Source organism: Arthrobacter sp. CJL-S3, from assembly GCF_056711635.1.
This window is the reverse complement of the sequence record NZ_CM160046.1, coordinates 2,391,261-2,413,309: the sequence shown is the minus strand read 5'-3', so window position 1 is coordinate 2,413,309 and position 22,049 is coordinate 2,391,261. Positions and strand designations below refer to the sequence as shown.

Annotated in this window: 24 protein-coding genes; 14 read left to right on the top strand and 10 right to left on the bottom strand. The window is 68.2% G+C overall.

What is annotated here, in order from left to right; all coding sequences use genetic code 11:
• The first annotated feature begins 138 nt into the window (after nucleotides 1–138).
• Both AC06G6_RS10950 and AC06G6_RS10945 read left to right on the top strand, forming a co-directional pair.
• Nucleotides 139–1,149 (top strand): serine hydrolase, encoded by a 1,011-nt coding sequence (locus tag AC06G6_RS10950; RefSeq protein WP_479821926.1) that lies wholly within the window; start codon nucleotides 139–141, stop codon nucleotides 1,147–1,149.
• Nucleotides 1,150–1,210: 61 nt separating this feature from the next.
• On the top strand, nucleotides 1,211–1,402 hold the full coding sequence (locus AC06G6_RS10945) for a DUF1918 domain-containing protein (RefSeq protein ID WP_354350379.1): 192 nt from the start codon (nucleotides 1,211–1,213) through the stop codon (nucleotides 1,400–1,402).
• Between the two features lie 5 nt (nucleotides 1,403–1,407).
• Here AC06G6_RS10945 and AC06G6_RS10940 read toward each other — a convergent pair whose 3' ends face one another.
• Nucleotides 1,408–2,865, bottom strand: coding sequence for a DUF5129 domain-containing protein (locus AC06G6_RS10940; RefSeq protein ID WP_479821925.1), 1,458 nt, complete (start codon nucleotides 2,863–2,865; stop codon nucleotides 1,408–1,410).
• Nucleotides 2,866–3,046: 181 nt separating this feature from the next.
• Here AC06G6_RS10940 and AC06G6_RS10935 point away from each other — a divergent pair, with 181 nt between their 5' ends.
• Together AC06G6_RS10935 and AC06G6_RS10930 are read left to right on the top strand one after the other, a co-directional pair.
• Nucleotides 3,047–3,628 (top strand): LpqB family beta-propeller domain-containing protein, encoded by a 582-nt coding sequence (locus tag AC06G6_RS10935; RefSeq protein WP_479821923.1) that lies wholly within the window; start codon nucleotides 3,047–3,049, stop codon nucleotides 3,626–3,628.
• Complete coding sequence (locus AC06G6_RS10930) at nucleotides 3,628–5,307, top strand: DUF5671 domain-containing protein (protein WP_479821921.1); 1,680 nt, start codon at nucleotides 3,628–3,630, stop codon at nucleotides 5,305–5,307. The genes AC06G6_RS10935 and AC06G6_RS10930 overlap by 1 nt, the downstream gene beginning before the upstream one ends.
• Nucleotides 5,308–5,321: 14 nt before the next feature.
• On the opposite strand, the gene AC06G6_RS10925 is transcribed toward AC06G6_RS10930, so the two are convergent.
• Together AC06G6_RS10925 and AC06G6_RS10920 are read right to left on the bottom strand one after the other, a co-directional pair.
• Nucleotides 5,322–7,016 carry a SulP family inorganic anion transporter gene (locus AC06G6_RS10925; protein WP_479821918.1) on the bottom strand — a complete coding sequence of 565 codons (1,695 nt, stop codon included), beginning with the start codon at nucleotides 7,014–7,016 and terminating at the stop codon, nucleotides 5,322–5,324.
• A gap of 11 nt (nucleotides 7,017–7,027) precedes the next feature.
• On the bottom strand, nucleotides 7,028–7,738 hold the full coding sequence (locus tag AC06G6_RS10920; protein WP_479828635.1) for an endonuclease/exonuclease/phosphatase family protein: 711 nt from the start codon (nucleotides 7,736–7,738) through the stop codon (nucleotides 7,028–7,030).
• A 204-nt stretch (nucleotides 7,739–7,942) separates the two neighbouring features.
• Here AC06G6_RS10920 and AC06G6_RS10915 point away from each other — a divergent pair, with 204 nt between their 5' ends.
• Nucleotides 7,943–8,227, top strand: coding sequence for a DUF427 domain-containing protein (locus AC06G6_RS10915; RefSeq protein WP_479821916.1), 285 nt, complete (start codon nucleotides 7,943–7,945; stop codon nucleotides 8,225–8,227).
• A 325-nt stretch (nucleotides 8,228–8,552) separates the two neighbouring features.
• Nucleotides 8,553–9,356, top strand: coding sequence for a thioesterase family protein (locus tag AC06G6_RS10910; protein WP_479821914.1), 804 nt, complete (start codon nucleotides 8,553–8,555; stop codon nucleotides 9,354–9,356).
• Between the two features lie 68 nt (nucleotides 9,357–9,424).
• Here the strand turns inward: AC06G6_RS10910 and AC06G6_RS10905 are convergent, their stop codons facing one another.
• Nucleotides 9,425–9,808 carry a DUF2177 family protein gene (locus AC06G6_RS10905; protein WP_282383559.1) on the bottom strand — a complete coding sequence of 128 codons (384 nt, stop codon included), beginning with the start codon at nucleotides 9,806–9,808 and terminating at the stop codon, nucleotides 9,425–9,427.
• Here AC06G6_RS10905 and AC06G6_RS10900 point away from each other — a divergent pair.
• Nucleotides 9,801–10,574, top strand: coding sequence for a lipoate--protein ligase family protein (locus AC06G6_RS10900; protein ID WP_479821912.1), 774 nt, complete (start codon nucleotides 9,801–9,803; stop codon nucleotides 10,572–10,574). The two genes, AC06G6_RS10905 and AC06G6_RS10900, sit on opposite strands and share 8 nt — an antisense overlap.
• 87 nt (nucleotides 10,575–10,661) lie before the next feature.
• Here AC06G6_RS10900 and AC06G6_RS10895 read toward each other — a convergent pair whose 3' ends face one another.
• The 4 genes from AC06G6_RS10895 to AC06G6_RS10880 form a co-directional block, all read right to left on the bottom strand.
• The gene (locus AC06G6_RS10895) at nucleotides 10,662–11,309 is read right to left on the bottom strand and encodes an MBL fold metallo-hydrolase (protein WP_479821910.1); all 648 of its coding nucleotides are present in this window, start codon (nucleotides 11,307–11,309) and stop codon (nucleotides 10,662–10,664) included.
• Complete coding sequence (locus tag AC06G6_RS10890; protein ID WP_479821908.1) at nucleotides 11,306–12,391, bottom strand: S-(hydroxymethyl)mycothiol dehydrogenase; 1,086 nt, start codon at nucleotides 12,389–12,391, stop codon at nucleotides 11,306–11,308. The genes AC06G6_RS10895 and AC06G6_RS10890 overlap by 4 nt, the downstream gene beginning before the upstream one ends.
• A gap of 165 nt (nucleotides 12,392–12,556) precedes the next feature.
• Complete coding sequence (locus AC06G6_RS10885) at nucleotides 12,557–12,814, bottom strand: mycoredoxin (RefSeq protein ID WP_056429693.1); 258 nt, start codon at nucleotides 12,812–12,814, stop codon at nucleotides 12,557–12,559.
• A 118-nt stretch (nucleotides 12,815–12,932) separates the two neighbouring features.
• Nucleotides 12,933–13,418 (bottom strand): P-loop nucleotide/nucleoside kinase family protein, encoded by a 486-nt coding sequence (locus AC06G6_RS10880; RefSeq protein WP_479821906.1) that lies wholly within the window; start codon nucleotides 13,416–13,418, stop codon nucleotides 12,933–12,935.
• A gap of 111 nt (nucleotides 13,419–13,529) precedes the next feature.
• Between AC06G6_RS10880 and AC06G6_RS10875 the strand changes: the two genes are divergently transcribed.
• The 4 genes from AC06G6_RS10875 (at nucleotide 13,530) to AC06G6_RS10860 (ending at nucleotide 16,840) form a co-directional block, all read left to right on the top strand.
• On the top strand, nucleotides 13,530–14,258 hold the full coding sequence (locus tag AC06G6_RS10875) for an SOS response-associated peptidase (protein WP_479828634.1): 729 nt from the start codon (nucleotides 13,530–13,532) through the stop codon (nucleotides 14,256–14,258).
• 46 nt (nucleotides 14,259–14,304) lie between these two features.
• The gene (locus tag AC06G6_RS10870) at nucleotides 14,305–15,321 is read left to right on the top strand and encodes an NAD-dependent epimerase/dehydratase family protein (RefSeq protein WP_479821904.1); all 1,017 of its coding nucleotides are present in this window, start codon (nucleotides 14,305–14,307) and stop codon (nucleotides 15,319–15,321) included.
• 90 nt (nucleotides 15,322–15,411) lie between these two features.
• Nucleotides 15,412–15,957 (top strand): AAA family ATPase, encoded by a 546-nt coding sequence (locus AC06G6_RS10865; RefSeq protein ID WP_479821902.1) that lies wholly within the window; start codon nucleotides 15,412–15,414, stop codon nucleotides 15,955–15,957.
• A gap of 361 nt (nucleotides 15,958–16,318) precedes the next feature.
• Complete coding sequence (locus AC06G6_RS10860; RefSeq protein WP_479821900.1) at nucleotides 16,319–16,840, top strand: N-acetyltransferase family protein; 522 nt, start codon at nucleotides 16,319–16,321, stop codon at nucleotides 16,838–16,840.
• 6 nt (nucleotides 16,841–16,846) lie between these two features.
• On the opposite strand, the gene AC06G6_RS10855 is transcribed toward AC06G6_RS10860, so the two are convergent.
• Nucleotides 16,847–17,269 carry a VOC family protein gene (locus AC06G6_RS10855; RefSeq protein ID WP_479821898.1) on the bottom strand — a complete coding sequence of 141 codons (423 nt, stop codon included), beginning with the start codon at nucleotides 17,267–17,269 and terminating at the stop codon, nucleotides 16,847–16,849.
• Between the two features lie 20 nt (nucleotides 17,270–17,289).
• Here AC06G6_RS10855 and AC06G6_RS10850 point away from each other — a divergent pair, with 20 nt between their 5' ends.
• Nucleotides 17,290–17,610, top strand: a complete 321-nt coding sequence (locus tag AC06G6_RS10850) for a chorismate mutase (RefSeq protein WP_307465397.1) — start codon at nucleotides 17,290–17,292, stop codon at nucleotides 17,608–17,610.
• A 10-nt stretch (nucleotides 17,611–17,620) separates the two neighbouring features.
• On the opposite strand, the gene AC06G6_RS10845 is transcribed toward AC06G6_RS10850, so the two are convergent.
• Entirely contained in the window at nucleotides 17,621–18,007 is a 387-nt protein-coding gene (locus AC06G6_RS10845; protein WP_307465395.1) for a hypothetical protein, read from the bottom strand.
• Between the two features lie 142 nt (nucleotides 18,008–18,149).
• On the opposite strand from AC06G6_RS10845, the gene AC06G6_RS10840 reads away from it, so the two are divergent.
• Together AC06G6_RS10840 and AC06G6_RS10835 are read left to right on the top strand one after the other, a co-directional pair.
• On the top strand, nucleotides 18,150–18,482 hold the full coding sequence (locus tag AC06G6_RS10840; protein WP_479821895.1) for a DUF6504 family protein: 333 nt from the start codon (nucleotides 18,150–18,152) through the stop codon (nucleotides 18,480–18,482).
• Nucleotides 18,479–21,979, top strand: coding sequence for a DNA polymerase III subunit alpha (locus AC06G6_RS10835; RefSeq protein ID WP_479821893.1), 3,501 nt, complete (start codon nucleotides 18,479–18,481; stop codon nucleotides 21,977–21,979). The genes AC06G6_RS10840 and AC06G6_RS10835 overlap by 4 nt, the downstream gene beginning before the upstream one ends.
• The last annotated feature ends 70 nt before the right edge of the window (nucleotides 21,980–22,049 follow it).

The following is a 22,049-nucleotide window of genomic DNA, read 5'->3' as shown; positions in this document are numbered from 1 at the left end:
CGGCCCGCCCGGTAGAAGAATGCAGGAAATTTGGAGCCGCGCCGCGGTTCGTTACTTTCGGAGGAAAAGCATGCCCACGAGCCTGCCTGCGGCGTCTGCCGACGTCGCGCCCCCGTTGATGTTCCGGGGTTGAGACCGGTGGAATCCTGGGGACCCGGCCGGCACTACAGCAGCGGCCGGCACACACAAGAGTCAACCCGTAGGTCCGGGCCGCGCCTGCTGGGGTTCACGGGCGGGATCCGCCCGCAGTTCCTGATTGCCCTGGTGACCGTCCTCGGACTGATCACGGCCGGCGCTGTTTACGGCACCATGCAGGCCAGGGATCCGGTCGACGCCGGGGCCGCGCCGGCCGCGTCGGTGTCCGCCCCGGCCGGTGCCGCCGACCCGCTGTCCGCGTCCGGCGGCGCAACGCCGTCGGCAGCACCTCCGACGCCGTCACCCGCCGTCGTCACGCCCCCCGCGCCCGCCATCGGGCCGGCGCTGGACGCGGAAATCAATGCCGTGATCGCGGCCAACAGCGGCTACCAGGTGGGTGTGGCCCTGATCGATGTGGCTGACGGCACGGTGCACGAATACGGGGACAAGACCAAGTTTGTGGCCGCGAGCACCGGAAAGATCCTCGCTGCCGCCGCCTACTACCATCTGGTCGAAACCGGCAAGGCCTCGCTGGCAACCCCGATGGGGGCATCCACCGCCGGCCAGCAGATCCGCCAAATGGTCCAGCAGAGCAACAACGATTCGTGGGCACTGATCCTCGCCGCCGTGGGCCACAGGGGACTGATCAACTATGCCGCCTCGATGGGCATCCCCTACGACCGGACCGTGAACAGCCTGACGCCCGCCGAGATGGCCACGATTCTGTCTGAGCTGTACAGCGGCCGGCTGCTCAACGCCGCCAACACCGCCCAGCTGCTGTCCTACATGCAGCAGACCAACTACGAAACACTGATCCCGGCCGCCGCACCCGCGGGGGTCAGCGTCTTCCACAAGTACGGGCTGCTCTACGGGAACCTGCACGACGCGAGCATCCTGGTGCAGGGGGAGCGGGCGTATGTGTTTGTCGTCTACACGCTGGGCCGGGACGGGGAGGCTACCCGGGCCCGCGTCTTCCACGAACTCACCAAAACAGTCGCCACCGGACTCTTTTGACGAAAGCGCCCGTTCCCCCGGAGGACACACAACCGTACGCTGGAGAAGGGAGGTGAATGCCATGAAAGCAGCCCAGGGAGACCGCATCATCATCCGTGGCACAACGGTCGAGTCATCGGACCGGCACGGCGAAATCCTGGAGGTCAAGGGGGCCGACGGGGCCCCGCCATATCACGTCAGATTTGACGACGGCCATGAGACCATCCTGTTCCCCGGCGGCGATTTCGTCGTCGAGAGCAGCAAGGGCGCCTGACCGCGCTAGAAACTCGAGGAACTGCCGGAGCCGGAGAAGCTTCCGCCGCTGCTGCCGTAGCCGGTGGTGCTGCCGCCGCCGCCGCGGGAGCTGCTGACACTGCTGACAGCGCTGTTGAAGCCTGAGTTGAACGTCGGCACGGAGAGGAAGTAGTACGAGGGGTACACGGTGCCCAGGATGCTGGGTTCGTACGTGCGCCCGTACTTGGCCTTGCTTCCGGCCTGTGCGTCCTCCATCTCCTGGTGCATGAGCCGGGATTCCTTCTCGTTCTTGGCGAAGCCGGCAATCACGGTATCGGCGTGGTTCTTGAGCAGCTCGGAGAGGTGGGTGCGAGCGTCCCGGAGCCGGTCCAGTGCCGTCTCGGGCGTGATGGTTCCGTCCGCGAGTTCCGTGGTCCACCGCTCGATCTCCCGGTGGGTTTCATCGCGGAAGGAGCGCAGGGCCGCGGCCGTTGCGGAGTCGCCCTCGGCGTTGCGCTTGCTGAGCATCTGCTCGATCGCGGCCAGGTCGGCGCGGAAGGGGGCCAGCTGCCGGTCCCAGGCGGGGGCCCAGGCGGAGCCCCGGTTCAACAGGGCGTTGGTGTCGGCAATGACGTCGTCGAGGGCATCAAGTTCAGCAGCGGCGTCGGCGTAGCGGCGGACCAGCTTCAGGTTCGGCCGCCTGCTCAGGTCCTTGGGCGACAGGGCATGGACCTGGTTGGCGAGGCCGGTGGCGGTGTTGTACTTGGCCATAAAGGTCCGGTGCTTCTCGAGGACGGTGCTGCCGTAGCGGGAGGCTTCCGGGATGGTGCCGGCGTTGAGCTCCGTGACCTGGAGGTCCATGCTGACGTTGGAGTAGCTGGCGTCGCCGCGGGCCAGTTCCTTGCGGCTGTCCACCCGGGTCCGCCAGCGCACGATCAGCCAGGTGCCGGCGCCCGCGACGGCGGCCGCGACACTGCCCCACGCCACGACGAGGAAGGCCGTGGAGCGGTACCACGGCTGATTGATCAGTTCCGCGCCGCGCTGGATCCCGGCGATGGTGCCGTCCGTCCACTGGGCATCGCGAAAGAGTTCCTTGGAGGCCTCCTGGATGTCCTCGCGCTGTTCGGGCGAGACCTTCCGGTCCTCACCCGTGTACGTCCCTACGTGCTGGCCCACCGGGTCCAGGGCGAAGATGAAGAGCCCGTTCGCCCACTTTTGTCCGTCCTCGCTGATCCATTCCGGATGCGCGGTGCGGGCAAAGCGCAGCACTTCCTCGTTGAGGTTGTCCGACGCCGAACCGTTGTAGGTGTAGACGGCCACTTTGGTGGGCTGGTAGAAATCGATCGCCTGCACGGCCGGCAGGAGGGTGTTCCGGTCCAGCACCCCGGCCTGGTCCTCCACGACGATGTCCACCGGCGTGACGGCCTGCGCCACCGGCCCGGTCCCAACCAGCCCGATCAGCACCAGAGCGAGGAGGCCCAGGACTTTCCGCACGATACCCATTTCCCGAGCGTAGTGCCTGCTGGGGGCCGCGTCGACGTGCCCGCGCCGAGCGGGGACCTGTCTTTCGGGGGTGGCGCCGGCCGATGGCCAGAGCCGTCCGGCGCCGGCGTCAATGCAGGTCAGGGCGGGACGGGCCGAAAGACACCATGACGGCGCGCCCCGGTTGCTACATACTGACGGCATGAGTCCAGAGGCTAAAGAACCCGAGCCGGATGTGCCCGAACCGGCAGCACCGCCGGCGGCAGTACCGGCAGCAGAACCGGCCGGGCGGGCAACGGAAGCACCGCCGGGCGCGGGGACCGCAGCAGAGCCGCGCCGGCCGGACCGCACGCTGCTAGCCATTCTTGCCGCAATTGCCGTCATCGTGGTCGTCGCCCTGATTGTGGTGTTCACCCGTGGCGAGCCGGCACCGGTGGACGAGGCCACTCCCGCCGGGGTGGTCCAGCGGTATTCCGCCGCCGTGATCGCCGGGGACGAGGCTGCCGCGGCCGCCTACCTGACCGACGCCGCCAAGAACCGTTGCAGCACCACCATGGAACGGATGCCGGGGGACAACCTCCGCGTCACCCTCGTCTCAACGACCGAGCGGCCGGCCTCGGCGGACGTGAAGGTGCTGATCACCGTGTCCGAGGGCGGCGGGCCGTTCGGAAGTGCCGAGTACCAGATCGAGGACGGCTTCGACCTGGTCAAGACAGGGGACAAGTGGCTGATCGACAGGGCCCCCTGGCAGCTGACGGTGTGCCAGAACCCGGCGGTGAAGTGATGAGCGCTGTCTCCGCCGTGGGCGGAGCCCAGCGGACCGTCCGCCGCCTCATCACCTACCTCCTGCTCTTCGCCCTCGTGGTGGTCGCCGCCGTCGGGCTCAGCGGACTGCTGGGGCGGCTCCTCGTGGCGGACACCGTGCTGGCCACCGGGGACGTGGCCGGGCTGGCCCGCTCCCTGGCCTTCGCCCTGATCGGCGGACCCTTGGCCGCGCTCCTGTGGTGGGTTGTCTGGCGGCGCCTGGACGACGAGGCGGAGCGGGCGTCCGTCGGCTGGGGCCTGTATGTGACCGGCGCCTACGTGCTTTCCCTGGTGCTGGCGACGAGCAACCTGCTCAGCACGGTGACCACGCTGATCTCCGGCCGGTCGCTGCAGTGGCGCCCGTCCCTGGCCACCGGGCTGGTGTGGGCAGCCGTCTGGGCCTGGCACCGGTGGATGTGGCGGCACCCGCGGAAGCGGCCCGTGGACATAGCCGACGCCCCCACGGTCCTCAGCAGCTACATCGGGCTCGTGATCGGGGTCAGCGGCGCCGTCTCAGCCCTGTCGGTCCTGCTGGATGCCGCGCTCCGCGGCGCGCTGGCGGCCTCGGCGGTGGGCAAGCCCTGGTGGGTGTCCGCACTGCAGTCCCTCGTCTGGGCCGCGGGCGGCTGTCTGGTCTGGTGGTGGCACTGGCAGCACGACGGCGGCCGGCGGCTGCGCGGCGATCTCGCCAGCGTCGGGCTCATCGCCGTCGGGGTCCTCGGCGCCGGGGTGCTGACCCTCGGCGGTGCGGGGGTCACGGTGTTCGTCCTGCTGCGGCTCGCCTTCGACCGCACCGAACCGATGAACCAGCTGCTCGAGCCGCTGGCGCCGGCCGTCGCCGCCGCAGCGATCGGGTCACTGGTCTGGGTGTACCACCGCGGCCTGGCCCGCGACAGTTCCGAAGCCATCCGGCAGGGAAGCCGGCTGGTGACGTCCGGCGTCGCCCTGGTGGCCGCCGCCTCCGGGATCGGCGTGATCGTGAACGCCGCCCTGGCCATGGCGGCGAACCCGCTGGCGGGCTCGGGGGCACGCACCCTCCTGCTAGGCGGCATCAGTTCGCTCCTGGTTGGCGGCGTGGTCTGGTGGCTCACCTGGAAGCCCCTGGAGAGGACCCCTTCGGCGGCGGCGCCCGGCCCTGCCGGCGACACCGGGAACTGGCAGAACGCCCGCCGGATCTACCTGATTGTGGTGTTCGGCCTCAGCGCCGTGGTCGCCGTCATCACCCTGCTGGTCATCGGCTACCGGATGTTCGAGTACGTCCTGGGCGACATCTCGGGCGGCAGCGTTGTCGACAGGATCCGGGCCCCGCTGGGTCTGCTGGTGGCCACCGGCCTCGTCGCCGGTTACCACTTCGCCGTGTGGCGCCACGAACGTGCCGTCCTCGCGGCGGCGCAGCCCGCCCGGAAGCGGACGATCGGCCACGTCGTCCTGGTGACCGGCACCGATCCGGCGCCGCTGCACCGGGCCATCGAGGACGTCACGGGGGCCGGGGTGACCGTCTGGAGGCGGGCCGACGTCGGGGCCGGCGCCGCTGCCGCTGCCGACGACGGCCAGCTCGCCGGCCGGCTTGCCGGGGAACTCGAGGGTGTCACCGGAAAACAGGTGCTCGTGACGGTCAGCCCGGACGGCAGGATCGATGTGATCCCGCTGCTGGGCTGAGGCGCCGGGGGGCCCTATTCCAGCTCGAACGCCCTCTTGTAGCTCCGCACCGCGTTGGTGACGGTGGGGAAGAAATGGTCCGCGCCGAACCGGCTGCTGACGCCGAACCGGATCAGGCGGTCCTTGATGGGGCCCTTCATTTCGGCGAAGACCAGGCTGATGCCGCGCTTCGCCAGCTCGTCGTCGAGGGCCACGAGGTCATCCAGGGCGGTGGTGTCCAGGCCGGTGATGGCCTCCGAGGCCACGATCACCCACCGGACCGGTTCCGGGGCGTTGGCCACGAGCGTGCGGATGTGTTCGGTGAAGACGGCGCCGTTGGCAAAGAACAGCGGGGCGTCGAAGCGCGCAATCACGAGCCCGGGGACGCGCTGGCCCTCGGGGTGCCGGGTCAGGTCGTGGTACCCGGGCACGTCTCCCACACTGCCCAGTTCGGTGCGGTAAGGGTCGAGGGCGCGCAGCACAAAAGCGATCAGGGACAGGCCGATCGCGACCACGATGCCTTCGAGCACCCCCACAAAGGCGACGCCCAGGAAGGTCGCGACCAGCAGCGCGGCCTCGGTCCGGCTCATCCGCAGCAGCCGGAGGAGCGTTTTCACGTCGAGGATCGACGCCGCGGCGACCATCACGACTCCGGCCAGCACGCTGGAGGGGAGGAAGGTCGTCAGTCCGGGTGCCAGGATCATGAACAGCACCACCAGGGCGGCGGCAACGGCTCCGCTCAGCGGGCTCTTGGCGCCGGCCTCGACGGCGATCGGGGTGCGGGAGGTGCTGCCGGAGATCGGAAACCCGCCAAAGAGGCCGCTGGCCATGTTCGCCACGCCGAGGGCTCCCATTTCCTGGTTCCCGTCCACCTGGACACCGCTCCGGGCGGCGAAGCTCTTGGAGAGCACCGTGGTATCGGCAAAGGCGATCAGCGCGATGCCCGCTGCCGGGCCGAGCAGGGCGATCACGTCGTCCATGGTGATACCGCCGAGGGCCGGAGCCGGCAGGCCCTGGGGCAGGGCCCCCACTGTGGGGAGCGCCGCCGTCAGGTCCAGGAGGGCCGTCAGCGCCGTGGCGGCCACGACGGCGAGCAGTACACCCGGGAGCTTCCACGGCAGGAAGCGGCATCCGACGATGACGGCGATGGTGCCGGCACCGAACAGCAGCGCCAACGGATTGATGCCGCCCTGGGCCACCGCCTGCGCCGTCCCGGTGGCGCTGTTGACCAGTGACCCGCCCGTGCCCGACATGCCGAGCAGCTTGGGCAGCTGGCTCAGCATGATGACAATCGCGATTCCGTTGAGGTAGCCGACGCGGATGGGCTTGGACAGCAGCCCGGTGACGAACCCCAGTCTGAAGACCTTGCCGACCAGCAGCAGGCCTCCGATCAGCAGGGCCAGGAGGCCGGCGAGGGCCACTGCTTCGTCCGGATCCTTGCCGGCCAGCGGCAGGACGGCGGCGGCGATCATCGGTGCCAGGCTGGAATCCGGTCCGATGATCAGGACCCGCGAAGGCCCGAAGACCGCGTAGGCGAGCAGGGGGATGATCGAGGCATAGAGTCCCGTGACGGCCGGCAGCCCGGCTGCCTCGGCGTAGGCCATGCCGGCCGGAATAAGGAACGCGCTGAGGGCGGCGCCGGAGGCCAGATCGGATTTCAGCCAGGGGCGTTCATAGTCCCGCATCATCCTGAGGCCGGGCGGGAGTTTCAGTGCCCTGGCGCCGCGCACGGTGGCCCTGGCTACGCGGCAGGGGCCGCGGAGTCGCCGGCCACCGGCGCGTCCTGGCCGTACTCCGCCGAAATAAGGATGGGGAGGTGGTCCGATGCCCCGCGCGGCAGGGTTTCGACATTCTCGATGTTGAGCCCCTGGGAGGTGGCGAAGTCGAAGTGGCCCTTGAAGACCTTGTACCGCGTGTACGTCCGCCGGTCACTGAGGGTCAGGTCGTAGCCGGCATCCTTCATCTGGGCCGTGAGCTTCGTGGTGAAGAAGGGGTAGTTGAAGTCGCCCACCATCAGGGACATCAGGCCCCCGCCCATGCTGAGCAGTTCCGCGTGCGCGGCATGGATCTGGTTTCGCCGCAGCGAGTTCGACGCCGTCAGCGGGGCCGCGTGGAACGACGCGATGACGAGGTCGTGGTCCGTCTCATTGTCGATCACCCGGGTGCCGATCAGCCGCTCGTGCGCGGGGGACAGGACGCGGTCGTGCAGCGATTTCTTCAGCGCGAAGGTCTTCGTCTCGTACGCCGTGAACCGGTCCATGCGGTAGTAGATCGCCAGGCCCAGCCGGTTGCCCTTGGTGGCGTCGGCAAGGTGCAGGTCACCTATGGTGTCCGGAAGGTCGTTCGTGTCGCACTCCTGGAGACACAGGGCATCAATCTCAAAATTGCGGGCCAGGTCAACCAGCTCACCGATGGCATGGTGCTTTCGCAGGTTGTAGCTGATGACTCGAATCAGGGGAGCACCTCTTCGGTGGAATAGTCGCGGAAAGTCTGATTCCGAGTCTACCCAGTCCAGCCAATCGAGTGGGACCGGCGGCCGCGCGTGCGGGCGGGAAGACAGCGGAATCAATGGGTCGGCCCGGTCGTTGAGCCACTGACGGGCGGCCACGGCTGCCCGGCGTAATGCACTTCCCGGCTACGAGCAGGAGACAACACCATGGCAAAGGCAATGTGGAACGGCGCGGTCATCGCGGAGAGTGACAGCACGGTCATGGTGGAGGGAAACCATTATTTCCCGCGCTCCTCGGTCAACCCCGCGTACCTGGAGGACAGCAGCCACAGCAGTTTCTGCCCCTGGAAGGGCCAGGCCGGCTACTACAGCCTTGTGGTGGACGGCCAGCGGAACCAGGACGCCGCCTGGTTCTACGCCGAGCCGAAGTCCGACGCCGGGCATATCAAGGACCATGTGGCCTTCTGGCGGGGCGTCCGCGTCGAGGCCTGACACGCCGGCACACAGGGCTTCATATGGCACGACGGGGGCCGCGCAGTGGGCGCGGCCCCTTCGTGTGTGCCTAGCGGCCGCCGGGGCCCCGCGCTGCCGTGTACTCGCCCGCGGCGACGGTGCCCTGCTCCTGCGCCCCGTCGAGAGTCCCGCCGCCCTGTGAGTTGACGGTGGCGGACTTATACCGGCCATGAGGCCCCGGTATAGGGGAAGTTGTGAAAGGTTCGGCAGTGGCGGCGCAGGCTGGCTGCGCCGTGGGCCTGGCCCCGGCACGGAAGCGATAGTGTGTTCTGGGATTACCAGCCACGCGAAAGGGCAGACGTTGATGACTGCTGAACAACCGGAGCTTGCCGAGGGCGACTTCTACTACGAGGTACTGGGCGGCGGGCGTTTCCGCTCCACCATCCACGCCCAGGGCGCCTGGAATGAGCACGAGCAGCACATGGCTCCCGCCTCCGGCATCATGGCCGACTGCCTGGACCGGCATGAGCCGCGCGACGACATGCGGATGGCGCGCCTGAGCTACGAGATTCTTGGCCTGATTCCCGGCGGCGAGTTCGAGGTCGTCACCACGACCCTCCGCCCGGGCCGGACGATCGAACTGGTGCAGGCCGAGCTGACCGCCGGCGGCCGCACCGCGATCCGCGCCACGGCGTGGCGGATGATCACCTCCGACACCAGCGCCATCGCGGCCTTTGAGGATCCCAGGATTCCCGCGCCGGAGGACTGCGAACCCTACGACGCCGCGAGCATCTGGCCGGGCGGCTACATCGCGTCGCTGGACATGCGGATCGCCGCCGGGCACCGCGCCGGGTCGGGCACGGTCTGGCTGCACACCGGGCATCCGCTGACGGACCGGAAGGACAACAGCGACCTCGCCCGGCTGGTCGGCCTGGTGGACACCGCCAACGGCATTGCCGCCCGCGTTCCCCCGGGCAAGGGCAGCTACTCCTTCCCCAACCTGGACCTCCAGATCCACATGTACCGGCGCCCCGAAGGGGAGTGGCTGGGGCTGGACAACGAGGTGTCCTTCGGCACGGACGGGATCGGACTGACCTCGACCGTGCTCCACGACCTCACCGGGCCGTTCGGCCGCGCCGAGCAGATCCTGACGCTCCGGAAGTCGTAGGGCTCAGCCGGTCCCGCCGGTCGTCCCGCGGCGGCCGGGCGGCCGGCTCTGGCCGGCCGGTGCCGGTATTAGTGGAAGACGAGCCAGCCGACTACGGTGGCCAGGCCCGTCAGCACGGCACCCCAGGCAATGTCCGCGACCACAATGATGAGCGGCCAGTTCTTCAGGGTCGCGGCGTTGGTGAGGTCGTAGGTGGCGTAGGCGAAGGTGCCCAGCGCCGCACCGTACCCGAGCGCCGTGAGCCAGCTGCCGCCGTCGAGCGCCGGCCGGAGGGCGAAGAAGACGATCCCCGCGATGTACAGGACATAGAAGGCGACGGCGTACCCTAGATGGGGCTTGTCCGCCATGAGGTGCCCCAGATGGCGCCGGTAAAACTTGCTCATCGACTTGAGCCAGACGGAATCGATAACGGCGAACGCGGCGGCTACAACGAGGAACTGCAAAATGACCATATGGGAGCATAACAAGATGCCGGAGGCCGCAGACGCAGCGCGGACGCTGACGATATTCCGGCAGGAGGCATCCCTGGGCGCCGCCGCGGACCTGGACCTCGCCCTGGAGCTGCTGCGGAAGGTCAAAACCGGCGGTGTGGGCCCCATGATCAGGCTGTACCGGCCGGCGCCCACCGTGGCCTTCGGGCAGCGGGACACGCACCTGCCGGGTTTTGAGGCCGCCGCGCAGGCCTGCCGCGAACTGGACTTCGAACCGCTGGTCCGCAAGGCGGGGGGACGCGCCGCGGCGTACCATCAGGGAACCCTGGTGATCGACCACCTGGAACCGGACTCGGACGCGATCGCCGGGGCCAAGCGACGGTTTTCCTTCTTCGGCGAGCTGCTGGCCAGTGCCCTGCGCAGCGCCGGCGTCGACGCCGCGGTGGGGGAGATCCCCGGCGAGTACTGCCCCGGGGAATTCAGTGTCCACGGCCAGGACCCGGAGTTTCCGCAGCACCAGCTCAAGCTGATCGGCACGGCCCAGCGGGTGGTCGCCGGCGGCTGGCTGTTCAGCTCCGTCATCGTGGTGGAGAACTCGGCCCCGATCCGCGCGGTGCTGGAGGCCAGTTACGCCGCCCTCGGCCTGGACTGGGACCCGGCCACGGCAGGTGCCGTCAATGACCTTGTCCCGCACCTGGACGTGGACGCCATCGAGGCGGCCGTGATCGGCACCTACGCCCGCTACGCCACCCTGGCCTACTGCGACTTCGGCAGCCTGCTCGGCTGAGACCGGCGCGGGCCAGGAACGGCGGGTCCATCTAGCTGGCAGCAGGGGCCGTTCTCAGCGCTCAAAACGGCCCCTGCTGCGAGTCAGTTAGTGGCCCCGGGCGATCCATTCCTGCAGCTGCGGCGCCTCGGCGCCGACCGTTGTCGGATCGCCGTGGCCGGTCCGCACCACCGTTTCCGCCGGCAGGGTCAGCAACCGGGCCTGGATGGACTCGATGATGGTGGGGAAATCGCTGTAGGACCGGCCGGTGGCACCCGGTCCGCCCTGGAACAGGGTGTCGCCGCTGAACACGGTGCCCTCGCTCTCGAGGGAGAAGCACATGGAGCCGGGGGAATGTCCCGGCGTGTGCAGCGCCACGAGCCGTGCGCCGGCGACGTCGAAGGTGTCTCCGTCCTCGATCGCGTGGTCCGGTTCGGTTCCCGGGAACACCCGCTCCCAGAGCATCCAGTCCTCGCGGTTGAGGTACACGGGCGCGTTGACGCGCTGGCGGACCTCGCCGACGGCGGCGATGTGATCATCGTGGCCGTGCGTGAGCAGGATCGCGGTGACCTTGCGGCCGGCGACCGCTGCCTCGACGGCGTCGGGGTCGTGCGCCGGGTCGATGACAACGCATTCGGCGTCGTTGCCCACGACCCAGACGTTGTTGTCCACGTCCCAGGTGCCGCCGTCGAGCGAGAAGGTGCCCGAGGTGACCAGCCGGTCGATCCGGAGGCCGTTCACGGGCCCGCCGCTCACAGTTCCACGACCGAGCGCAGCACCGAGCCGGAGTGCATCTTGTCGAAGGCTTCCTCGATCTGGTCGATGGTGATCCGCTCCGTGACGAAGGCGTCCAGGTCCAGCTTGCCCTGCCGGTAGAGGTCGATCAGCATGGGGAAGTCCCGCGAGGGGAGGCAGTCGCCGTACCACGAGGACTTGAGCGAGCCGCCGCGGCCGAACACGTCCAGGAGCGGCAGTTCCAGGGTCATTTCGGGGCTGGGTACGCCCACGAGGACCACGGTGCCGGCGAGGTCGCGGGCGTAGAACGCCTGCTTGTAGGTCTCGGGACGACCGACGGCGTCGATCACGACGTCGGCGCCGAAGCCGCCGGTCAGTTCGCGGATCGCCTCGACCGGGTCGACGGCGGAGGAGTCCACGGTGTGGGTTGCTCCGAGGTCCTTGGCGCGTTCGAGCTTCTTCGGGTCAATGTCGACGGCGATCACCGTGGTGGCGCCGGCAAGCGCGGCGCCGGCAACGGCCGCCACGCCCACGCCGCCGCAGCCGATGACGGCGACGGAATCGCCGCGCTTGACGTTTCCGGTGTTGATGGCGGCGCCGATGCCTGCCATCACGCCGCAGCCGAGCAGGCCGACGGCGGCCGGGTCAGCCTCGGGATCCACCTTGGTGCACTGACCGGCGGCGACGAGGGTCTTCTCAGCGAAGGCGCCGATGCCGAGCGCCGCGGTGAGTTCGGTGCCGTCCTCGAGCGTCATCTTCTGGGCGGCGTTGTGCGTGTTGAAGCAGTACTGCGGCTGGCCCTTGGCGCAGGCACGGCATTCGCCGCAGACGGCGCGCCAGTTCAGCACCACGCGGTCGCCCGGGGCCACCTCGGTGACGTCCGGGCCCACGGCGCTGACGACACCGGTGGCCTCGTGGCCGAGCAGGAACGGGAAGTCGTCGTTGATGGCGCCCTGCTTGTAGTGCAGGTCGGTGTGGCAGACACCGCAGGTGAGAATGTCCACCAGGGCCTCGCCGGGTCCGGGATCCGGGACCAGGATGGTCTCCAGGGTGACGGGTCCTCCCTTGGAGCGGACTACTGCGCCTTTGACTTTATGGACCATGGAAATAGCTCCTCTGCTCGGTCGCGGTTCTGGCCGCAAATACTCGTGTCTCAAAGCTTCTGTCACGCAAGACTTCGCTCACGCAAGATTCTGCCGTACAACGCGGTGCGGCGCGGCCCCCCGTGGGTGGCCGCGCCGTCGTCGTCATCTGTTCAGGGGTGCGCCTTAGGCCGCGAGGCGGCTCTTGACCTCGGCAGCGGAGGGGTTGGTGGCGGCGGTGCCGTCCGGGAACAGCACGGTGGGAACGGTGCGGTTGCCTCCGTTGAGCTTCTCCACGAGATCTGCGGTGCCGTCCACTTCCTCGATGTTGATCTCGGTGTACCCGATGCCCTGGGCGTCCAGCTGCTTCTTCAGGCGGTTGCAGTAGCCGCACCAGGTGGTCGAAAACATGGTGATGGTGCCGGATTCGGGGGTGAAGTCCACGAAGTTCTCCTCAAGCTGGTTGACGGCGCGCGGTGGCAGCGCCGTTTGCGACAAAAAATCGTACATTACTGCCAACAACCGTAACCCGGGGACCGGTATTCCCGCAGGGCGGGCGCGGTCACAGGCGGATGATGGTCTCGCCCTCATCCGCGGGGGCTTCGAAGCCGGCCAGAAACCTGTCCAGGTCGTCCGGTCCGACCGGCGCTGAGTTCGGTCCCGGGTCCAGCTGACGCAGCGCAAGACGCCGGAGCAGTTCGTTCCGGGGTACGTCCAGATACACGACTTGCCAAGCGGCGCCGTGGGCTGTGATGACCGCTTTGTATTCCTCGCGCCGCCGGCGGGACCAGAAGGAAAGGTCGACAACGACGTCGCGGCCCTCTGATATCAGATCCACAAGGCGGGAACGCACCTGTCGTTCCACGGCGAGCGTGAATTCGAAGTACTCCGGGGTGCCGAAGCGGGCCGCCAGGGCCCGGTCCAGGCGCCACATCTCCTCGTCAACGGAGAGGCGGACGTACCCGGTGCGTTCGAGCGTCTTCGCGTAGCTGGTCTTGCCCGAGCCGGGCAGTCCACACATCAGCACCACGGTCGCAGTCTTTGCCATGCACGGAGTCTAGGGGACGGTGTGATTGGGCGAGTGAGCACGCAGGACGCCGCGGCGGATGACAGGGATTGGGCGCGGTGGCATGCTGGTGCCATGTGTGGACGCTACGTGATGGCCCGGGCCGTCGGAGACCTGCTGGCCGAGTTCGACGCGGAACTCGAGGAGGAGATCGCGGTTCCGCCGTCGTGGAATGTCGCCCCGACGGCGGACGTGCCGATCCTGCTCGAACGGCTGGTGGACGGGGAGCCGGTCCGGCAGCTTCACCTGGCGCGCTGGGGACTGGTGCCCTCCTGGGCCAAGGACCCGCGGATCGGCTCGAAGATGATCAACGCCCGCAGCGAGAGCGTGCTGGAGAAGCCGGCGTTCCGGAAGGCCACCCGGGCCCGTCGCTGCGCGGTCCCCGCCGACGGCTACTACGAATGGAAGGGCGAAGGCCGCGGCAAGCAGCCCTACTACGTGCACCCGAGGGACGGCCGCCCGATCGTCTTCGCCGGACTCTACGAATGGTGGAAGGACCCGTCCAAGGCCGAGGACGACCCGGAGCGCTGGCTGCTCTCGACGTCGATTATGACCACTGACTCGCCGCCGGAGGGCTATGCCGGGGGAATGCTGGCCGAACTCACGGCCCTGCACGACCGGGTTCCTCTGCCGATGGACCGGGGGACGATGCAGGCGTGGCTGGACCCGCAGGCCGACGACGCCGCCGGACTGGTGGATCTGGTCCGTGCCGGGGCGCACGACGTCGCGGAAGGCTGGACGATCGACGCCGTCGGCACCGCCGTCGGAAACGTAAAGAACGACTCCCCGGAACTCATCCAGCCGGTGGGAAGCCTGTTCTAGCCCGAAGCGAAGCGCCCGGCGGTGGCGCCGCGCCTAGAGTGGACGGATGAAACGGGCCGTAATCCTTGGGGGCACTGGAGTGCTCGGCCGCGCCATCGCGTGGCGGCTTATCAAAGCCGGGTGGGCAGTGGACGTCACGGGCCGCGACGGCCGCAGGATGCCGGCCGACCTCGCGGACGCGGGAGTGCGTTTTTTCGCCTCCGATCGTCGCGACAGTGCGGCCCTGGCGACGGTGATTGGACGCGGCGCCGACCTCCTGGTGGACGGTGTGTGTTTCATGGCGGACGATGCCGCGACGCTCATACCGCATCTGGGGGATGTGACCGCGACCGTCATGCTGTCCAGCAAAGCCGTCTATGTCGACGCCGCCGGCAACCACGTCAACTCCGACGTCGCTCCCCGCTTCGAGGCCCCCATCACCGAGAACCACCCGACCATGGACCCCGGCGGGGGAGACTACGACTCCCGCGAAGGTTACGGGGCCAATAAAGTTGCCGCGGAGCACGCCCTGCTGGATAGCGGCCATCCCGTGACCGTGATCCGGGCGTCCAAGGTTCACGGCGAAGGCGCCGGGCGTCCCCGGGAATGGATGTTCGTGAAGCGGGTCCTCGACAAACGCCCGGCGGTGTTCCTCGCGCACGCCGGCCACGGCGGCGACCACACCACAGCCGCGGTGAACACGGCCGCCCTCGTGGAATGCATTTCGTCCAGGCCGGGTGTGCGCATTCTCAACAGTGCCGACCCGGACGCGCCGAATGCCCGTCAGATCGCACAGACAATCGCCCGGCACCTCGGTCACCAATGGGATGAAGTACTGCTCGACGAAACCGCTCCCGAGGGCCTGGGCGACCATCCGTGGGATTTCCGGCCGCCGGTGGTACTGAGTACCGGTGCTTCCCTCGAACTCGGCTACGAACCGGTCGGAACCTACGCCGGGACAATTCCGCGGCAGATCGACTGGCTCGTGAACACGGCAGCGTCCGGGGCGGACCCGGTGGCCCACGATCCGTTCTTCGGCCACTTCCTCGACTACCGGCTGGAAGACCGGCACCTGAATTCGTGACGGCCCGGCCCGCACGAGCCTGGCGGTCGCTTCCGGGACACGCCCGGTCCGGTCCGCCGGCCTCCCCGGGGCGAAGGTACCGTCGAGCGCATGATGATCTGGATCAACGGAACCTTCGGCGTGGGGAAGACGACCGCTGGTACGGCGCTCGTGGAGAGGCTTCCTGCTCTGCGGCACTTTGATCCTGAGGTGGTCGGCTACATGCTCGTGCACAGCTTGAAGGACCAGGCATTCACCGACTTCCAGGACCTGCCCGCGTGGCGCGCCTTGGTCCCGGCTACTGCGGTGGCAATCCGCCGGCAGACCGGACAACACCTCGTGGCAGTGCAGACCGTGTTGCGGCAGGAGTACTGGGGAGAACTGAAAGAGACGTTCAGCGGCCTCGGCGAGCAGATATTCCATGTCGTGCTGGACGCGGACGAAGCCAGCCTTCGGCACCGGATTGAGAATGATCAGCTGGAATTAACCGGCAGGCAGTGGCGGATGGACCACATCGCAGAGTATTCCGCCTCCCGGGACTGGATGATCTCTGGCGCCGACCTGGTTATCGACACGTCCCGACTCACAGCGCAGGAGGTTGCCGCCGGCATTGCCGCGGCCATCCCGACGGAACTTAAGGCTGCGACGGATGGCTAAGGCCACACAGCTGGGACGGCTGCTCAACCTGCGGGGCGCGATCCCCCCGGGAACCTTCTTTCCGTTGCTTCGGAAGCTGCGGGGTGCCGCCGTAGAGACGCGGCACCCCCGCTGTTCGTAGCCCACTGCACACCGGCTCGAAAAGCGTGCCGCCGTGTGCTCCAAGCAACGTTAGCGGCGCCGTCCGACAGCCCAATAGGGTCCTTGTGCCCTTGGTCACAATCGGCACCTTCTGCTGAAGCCCATCCGTACAGGGATTTGGTGGCTTCCGTTCCATCCCTGGGCCCCAGGGCGAGGGTAGGATGCCGCCCAGGGAGCGGTGCAGGATCCGCCCGCACCAGCCCGGCAGGGGGACTTTGACGTGAAGATCAACTATTCGATTCGGGAGGCAGTCCACAGCGACGCTCCGGACTTTGCGTCTTCCCAGATCCTGGCCTGGCGTGCGGCCTACGCAGGGATTCTTGATGCCGGCTATCTTGCAGGAATGGACGTCGAGCGGCTCACCCGGAGTTGGGCCGGGATCCTCGGGGATACCGATCGAAGCGTCCGCCGTCTGGCCGTGACAGCCGAGGGCGCTGCGGTGGGCTGGTCTGGATTCGGGAGGCCGCGGGATGATGTGGCGGAGGGGACCGGGGAACTCCATGCCTTGAACCTTGCGCCGGCGTATTGGTCCCGTGGACTGGGCTCCGAACTGTTACTGGCGTCGATGGGCGGCCTTCGGGCCATGGGATACGAAAGTGCATATCTCTGGGTCGCTGACGGCAACGACCGCGCCATGCGCTTTTACGAAAGACATGGCTGGTGCCAGGACGGAGAAACCAAGCAGGATGCCCGCTTTGACCCGCCGCTGTTGGAACGCCGGCTTTCGGTGTCTCTTCGCTAGCTGCCGTCAGAGCGTCACGTTGCCGCCGCCGTCGACCGCCCAGCCGGGATTGAACGCCACTTCCCAGCGGTAGCCGTCGGGATCGGCGAAGTAGCCGGTGTAACCGCCCCAGGACTGCGTCTTCGGCCTGGCGACGATTTCCGCCCCGGCCGCCTGCGCCTCCGCCATCACCCGGTCGACTTCCGCCGCGCTGGCCAGGTTGTGGCTCAGCGTGATGCAGGGGCGGCCGGCGGGGGGATCAGTGGCGGCTTCGGCCTGCATCTGCCCGGCGTCCCAGAGCGAGAGGATCAGGCCGTGATTGGCCTGGATGAAGAGGACCTCGCCGCGGACTTCCCGGTGCACGGGCCAGCCCAGACCGTCGACATAGAAACTGCGGGAGGCGTCAACACTGCGGACGCCCAGGGAAATTAAATCGACTCGTGGCTGCATCTTTCGATACTGTCATTGACATGTCCACAAATCACGAAAACGACAAAGCTGCCAAGGCCGACCGGGAACAGCTCGCCGCCGTGCGGGTGGCTGTTGACGAGGTGGACGAGCAGATCGTGTCGCTGATCGGACGCCGCGAGCGCCTGATCCGGATCGCCGGAACCCTGAAGTCCGATAGCGCCGAGGTCCGTGCCCCCGGCCGCGTGGAGCGGGTTATCGAGCACGTCCGCGCCACGGCGGAACAGAAGGACATCGACGTCGAACTCGTTGAGAAGACCTACCGGGCCATGATCGACGCCTTCATCACGCTCGAACTGGAAGTCTACAAAGCCAGCTCCTAGGCCCGGGAGCCTAGAGGGATTCCTCCACCGGGACGTTCGCCTGGTAGTCGCGGCCGTCGCAGTCGCTGAACGCCGTCATGAGGTGGCCCTTGGCCAGGCCCATGATGGTGCTGATCGGGAAGTACCCGGTGATGGTGTTGCCGGAGTGCTCCACGCCCTTGAGGTCAAAGTTTTCCTCCGTGCCGTCGTGGCTGAAGCAGTAGAAGGACACGGCCTCCCCGTTCATGAACTCGATCCCCATTCGTCGCTGGTGGGAGTGATCCGGGGTTGCTGCCACTAGCCCCACAACGTAGGCGCCCTGACCGGGGATATTTCCGTCTATATCGAACTTCGCCACCAAGGACTTGTCCTCGGCGGCGATGCTTACGTGCTTGAGAAGTGCGTTATGGGAGCTCATGGCTCAATCCTGCTACCTGTGCCTGCGTCCGTCCACCCCCGATCTAGGTTTTGCCCCGGCACCGTCGTAGACTGGAGTTGTTCGAATATGTGTTCGAATAGTTACTGGTGAGCTTTACAGATGGTGTGGGCAGGGAGGCGCGATGGGCATGTTCAGCGAGTCGGTGGACGTCGTCTGCGCACCCTCCGGCCAGCCCCTGGAACTCGACTGGGCCGGCCACCACTACACCGTCTGTGCGGAACCGGTCCGCTGGTACGAGCGGCGCCAATGGTGGGCGGAAGAGCAGCGCGCACCCCTGGGGAGCGGCCCGGGCCTGGTGGACCATGAGATCTGGCGGGTCCAGGTGCGCCGGGCAGATTCCCCCGGCCAGGAAAGCCTCACCCTTGACCTGACCCGGCATGTGGGCAGCGGACGCTGGCGCCTGCTGCGGATCCACGATGGCCTGCTTCCCGTCCGGAAACCCGAATCGGCATGAGTTTCACCCATCTCCATGTCTCCACCGCCTTCAGCGCCCACTACGGGGTCTCCTGGCCGGAGGAGCTGGCCGCCGCCGCGGCCGCGGACGGGGCGACGGCGCTCGCCTGCACGGACCGCGACGGCCTCTACGGGACGGTCAAACACCTGAAGGCCTGCATGGCCGCGGGGCTGGATCCCATCGTCGGCGTGGACCTTGCGGTCTTTGACGACGACGGCGACCTCCGCACCCAGGTGGGGGGACGCGTCGTCGTGCTGGCCCACGGGAACAACAGCGGCGCCGGCTACCGCGCGCTGTGCCGGCTGATCTCGGATGCGCATGCCCGCACCACGGGCAAGGCCGGGGGAGCGGTGCCCGTCGCCGTGACCCGGGCCGAGCTGGCTTCCCGCACCCTGCACCCGGAAACCCTCAAACCGGTGCTGACCGTGCTGATCGGCCCGGACTCCGACGTCGGTCGTGCCATGGGCGGCAGACGCTACCTGCGCCCCCGCACCCTGTTCAAACGCTGGCTCGATGCCATGCCGCCCGGAACCGTCGCCGCCGAGGTGGTCAGCCAGCTCAGCCCGCCCGGGGAACCGCTCAGCACCGCCCACGCGGTGCGGATGCTCAAGCTCGCCGCCGAACACGGGGTTCCTGCCGTGCTGAGCAACGCCGTGCGGTATGTCGCCGAGGACGGAGCGGCCACCGCGGACGTGCTGGATTCCGCCCGCACCCTCAAATCGCTGCCCGAGCTCTCCGCCGCCCCGCTGCTCCAGCCCAACGGGCAGGGCTGGCTCAAATCCGCGGAGCAGATGCTCCAGCTGGGCAAGGAGATCATGCACGCCGCCGGATACGGCGCCGCGGACCTCAAGAACCTGACCGCGCAGACCGAGGCGCTCGCGGACCGGTGCCGGATTGATCCGGTGACGGACATGGGATGGAAACAGCCCGTCGTCCCGGAAGCCTCGGTCATCGGGATCGCCGGGGACGCCCTGGCGGAGCTCACCCAGCGCTGTGAGGCAGGCATCAGCCGGCGGTTCCCGGGGATCACCGGCAAACCCGCCGAGGAGCTGCGCTCGCGGCTGGGGCACGAGCTGCGGATCATCGACAGCCTGGGCTTCGCCGCCTACTTCCTGACCGTCGCCGAGGTTTCCCGGATGATCCTGGACATGGGAGTCCGGGCGGCGGCCCGCGGCTCGGGGGCCTCCAGCCTGGTCAACTACCTGATCGACGTCAGCCAGGTGAACCCGCTGGAACACGACCTGATCTTCGAACGCTTCCTCTCCCGGGACCGCGCCACCCTGCCGGACATCGACATCGACGTCGAAAGCGCCGAACGGCACAACGTGTACCGGAGGATTTTTGAGCGCTTCGGCTCCGAGCGCGTCACGCTGATGAGCATGCAAAACGGCTACCGCGCTCGCGGTGCCGTGCGCGACGCCGGCCTGGCCCTGGGCATGGAGGAGGGCGAGATCGGGGACATCGCCAAGCAGCTGTGGCGCTTCTCGGCCCGGAACTTCCGCGAGGCCCTCGAGGAAAAACCCGAGCTGAAGGAATTCGCCGGCCGGGTGGGTCAGCGCGATTTCAGGGAGAACCAGCAGCTGGACCTGCTGGTGGATCTCACCGAACGCCTGGACCGGCTGCCGCGCCACATCTCCATGCATCCGTGCGGGGTGATCCTGGGGGATGCGACCCTGCTGGACCGTACGCCCGTGCAGCCCAGCGGACTGGGCCTGCCGATGAGCCAGTTCGACAAGCACGACATGGACCCGATGGGCATGCTCAAGCTCGATGTCCTCGGCGTCCGGATGCAAAGCGCCATGGCCTTCGCCGTCCGCGAGGTGATCCGGCTGCATCCCTCCAAGGCCGAGGTGGTGGCCGCCGGCGCCCACCCGCCGGGGCCGGACGGGACAGGCCCGGACTACATCGCCCCCGACGGGAAGATCGACCTCAACGCCGTGCCGCTCGACGACGAACCGACCTATGAGCTGATCCGCAGCACCCACACCTTGGGCTGCTTCCAGATCGAATCGCCCGGGCAGCGGGAGCTCATCGGCAAACTCGCCCCCCGGGAGTTCAATGACCTCATCATCGACATCTCCCTGTTCCGGCCGGGGCCGATGAAATCGGACATGGTCCGGCCCTTCCTGGAGCACCGGCACGGCTTCGCGCCCGAGGTCTATCCGCACCCGGACCTCAAACCCGTCCTGAAGGAGACGCACGGCGTCACGGTGTTCCATGAGCAGATCCTGAAGACCTTTGACGTCATGACCGGCTGCGGGCTGGCGCGGGCCGACGAATTCCGCCGTGCCCTCGGCAACGAGGTCCTGGAAGGCAAGGTGGAGGAGTTCTTCCGGAAGGAGGCCCGCGTACGGGGGTACAGCCCCGAAGTGGTGGACAAGGTCTGGGGGACGCTCAAGGCCTTCGGCAGCTTCGGCTTCTGCAAAGCCCACGGCGCCGCTTTTGCCGTGCCCACCTACCAGTCGGCCTGGCTCAAGACCCACCACCCGGAAGCCTTCCTCGCCGGCCTGTGGGAGCACGATCCGGGCATGTATCCCAAGCGGCTCCTGGTGGCCGAGGCCCGGCGGCTGGGGATCCCCATCCTGCCCCTGGACATCAACCGCAGCCAGGCCGAGTACCGGGTGGAACGTGTGGCCGCCGGCCCGGACCGTGGGAAGCTGGGCATCCGGCTGAGCCTGAACGGCATCTATGGCCTCTCCGGTACCGAGCTGAAAAGGATCGTGGCGGGGCAGCCCTATGACTCGCTCGCGGACCTGCGGGCCAGATCCCGGCTGAGCAAACCCAGCATCCAGCGGCTGGCCCAGCTGGGGGCCTTCGACTCCCTGCACCGGGCCTCCGGCGGGACGGCCAACCGCGCCGACCTGGTGCAGCATCTGCAGACCCTGCAAAGCAGGCCGCAGCGGAAAGGGCTCGACGTGATCGAGGGGCAGCTGTCGCTGCCGCTGGGAGACGTCGAGCTTAAGAACCTCAAGGCCGGCCTTCCCGCGCCCACACTGGTGGATACTGTCCGGGCCGAGCTGGACCTGATGGCGGTGGATGTCAGCGACCACCTGATGGCCAGCCACCGGCCGCTGCTGGACCGGCTCGGCGTCACCACCGCGGACCGGCTGCTGGGACTGCGCAACGGCACCGAGGTGCTGGTCGCCGGGGTCCGCGTCGCCACCCAGACCCCTCCCATGCGGGGAGGGCGCCGCGTGGTGTTCATCAGCATCGACGACGGCACGGGCTGCGTGGACTCCGTCTTCTTCCATGAGGCCCAGGAGCTGGCCGGGCCGCTGCTGTTCGGCACCCGGCTGCTGCTGATCCGGGGAACCACCCGGCGGACCGGGCCGCGGGGGATCAGCATCAGCGCCAGCATGGCCTGGGACCTGAGCCGGACCGAGACCCTGCCGTTCCCGGTCCCGGCCTCCGGGATCCCGGAGCACCGGGAACCCGAGCCGCCCGGACCGCTGGACGGGATCAGCCGAAACCTCGCCATTACCGGGCTGGGAGGCTGAGCGGCGCGTTGGTTGGCCTCTTCAGAAACCGATAGCATGGACGAGGCTGGCTGTGGTCCCCGTACGCCAC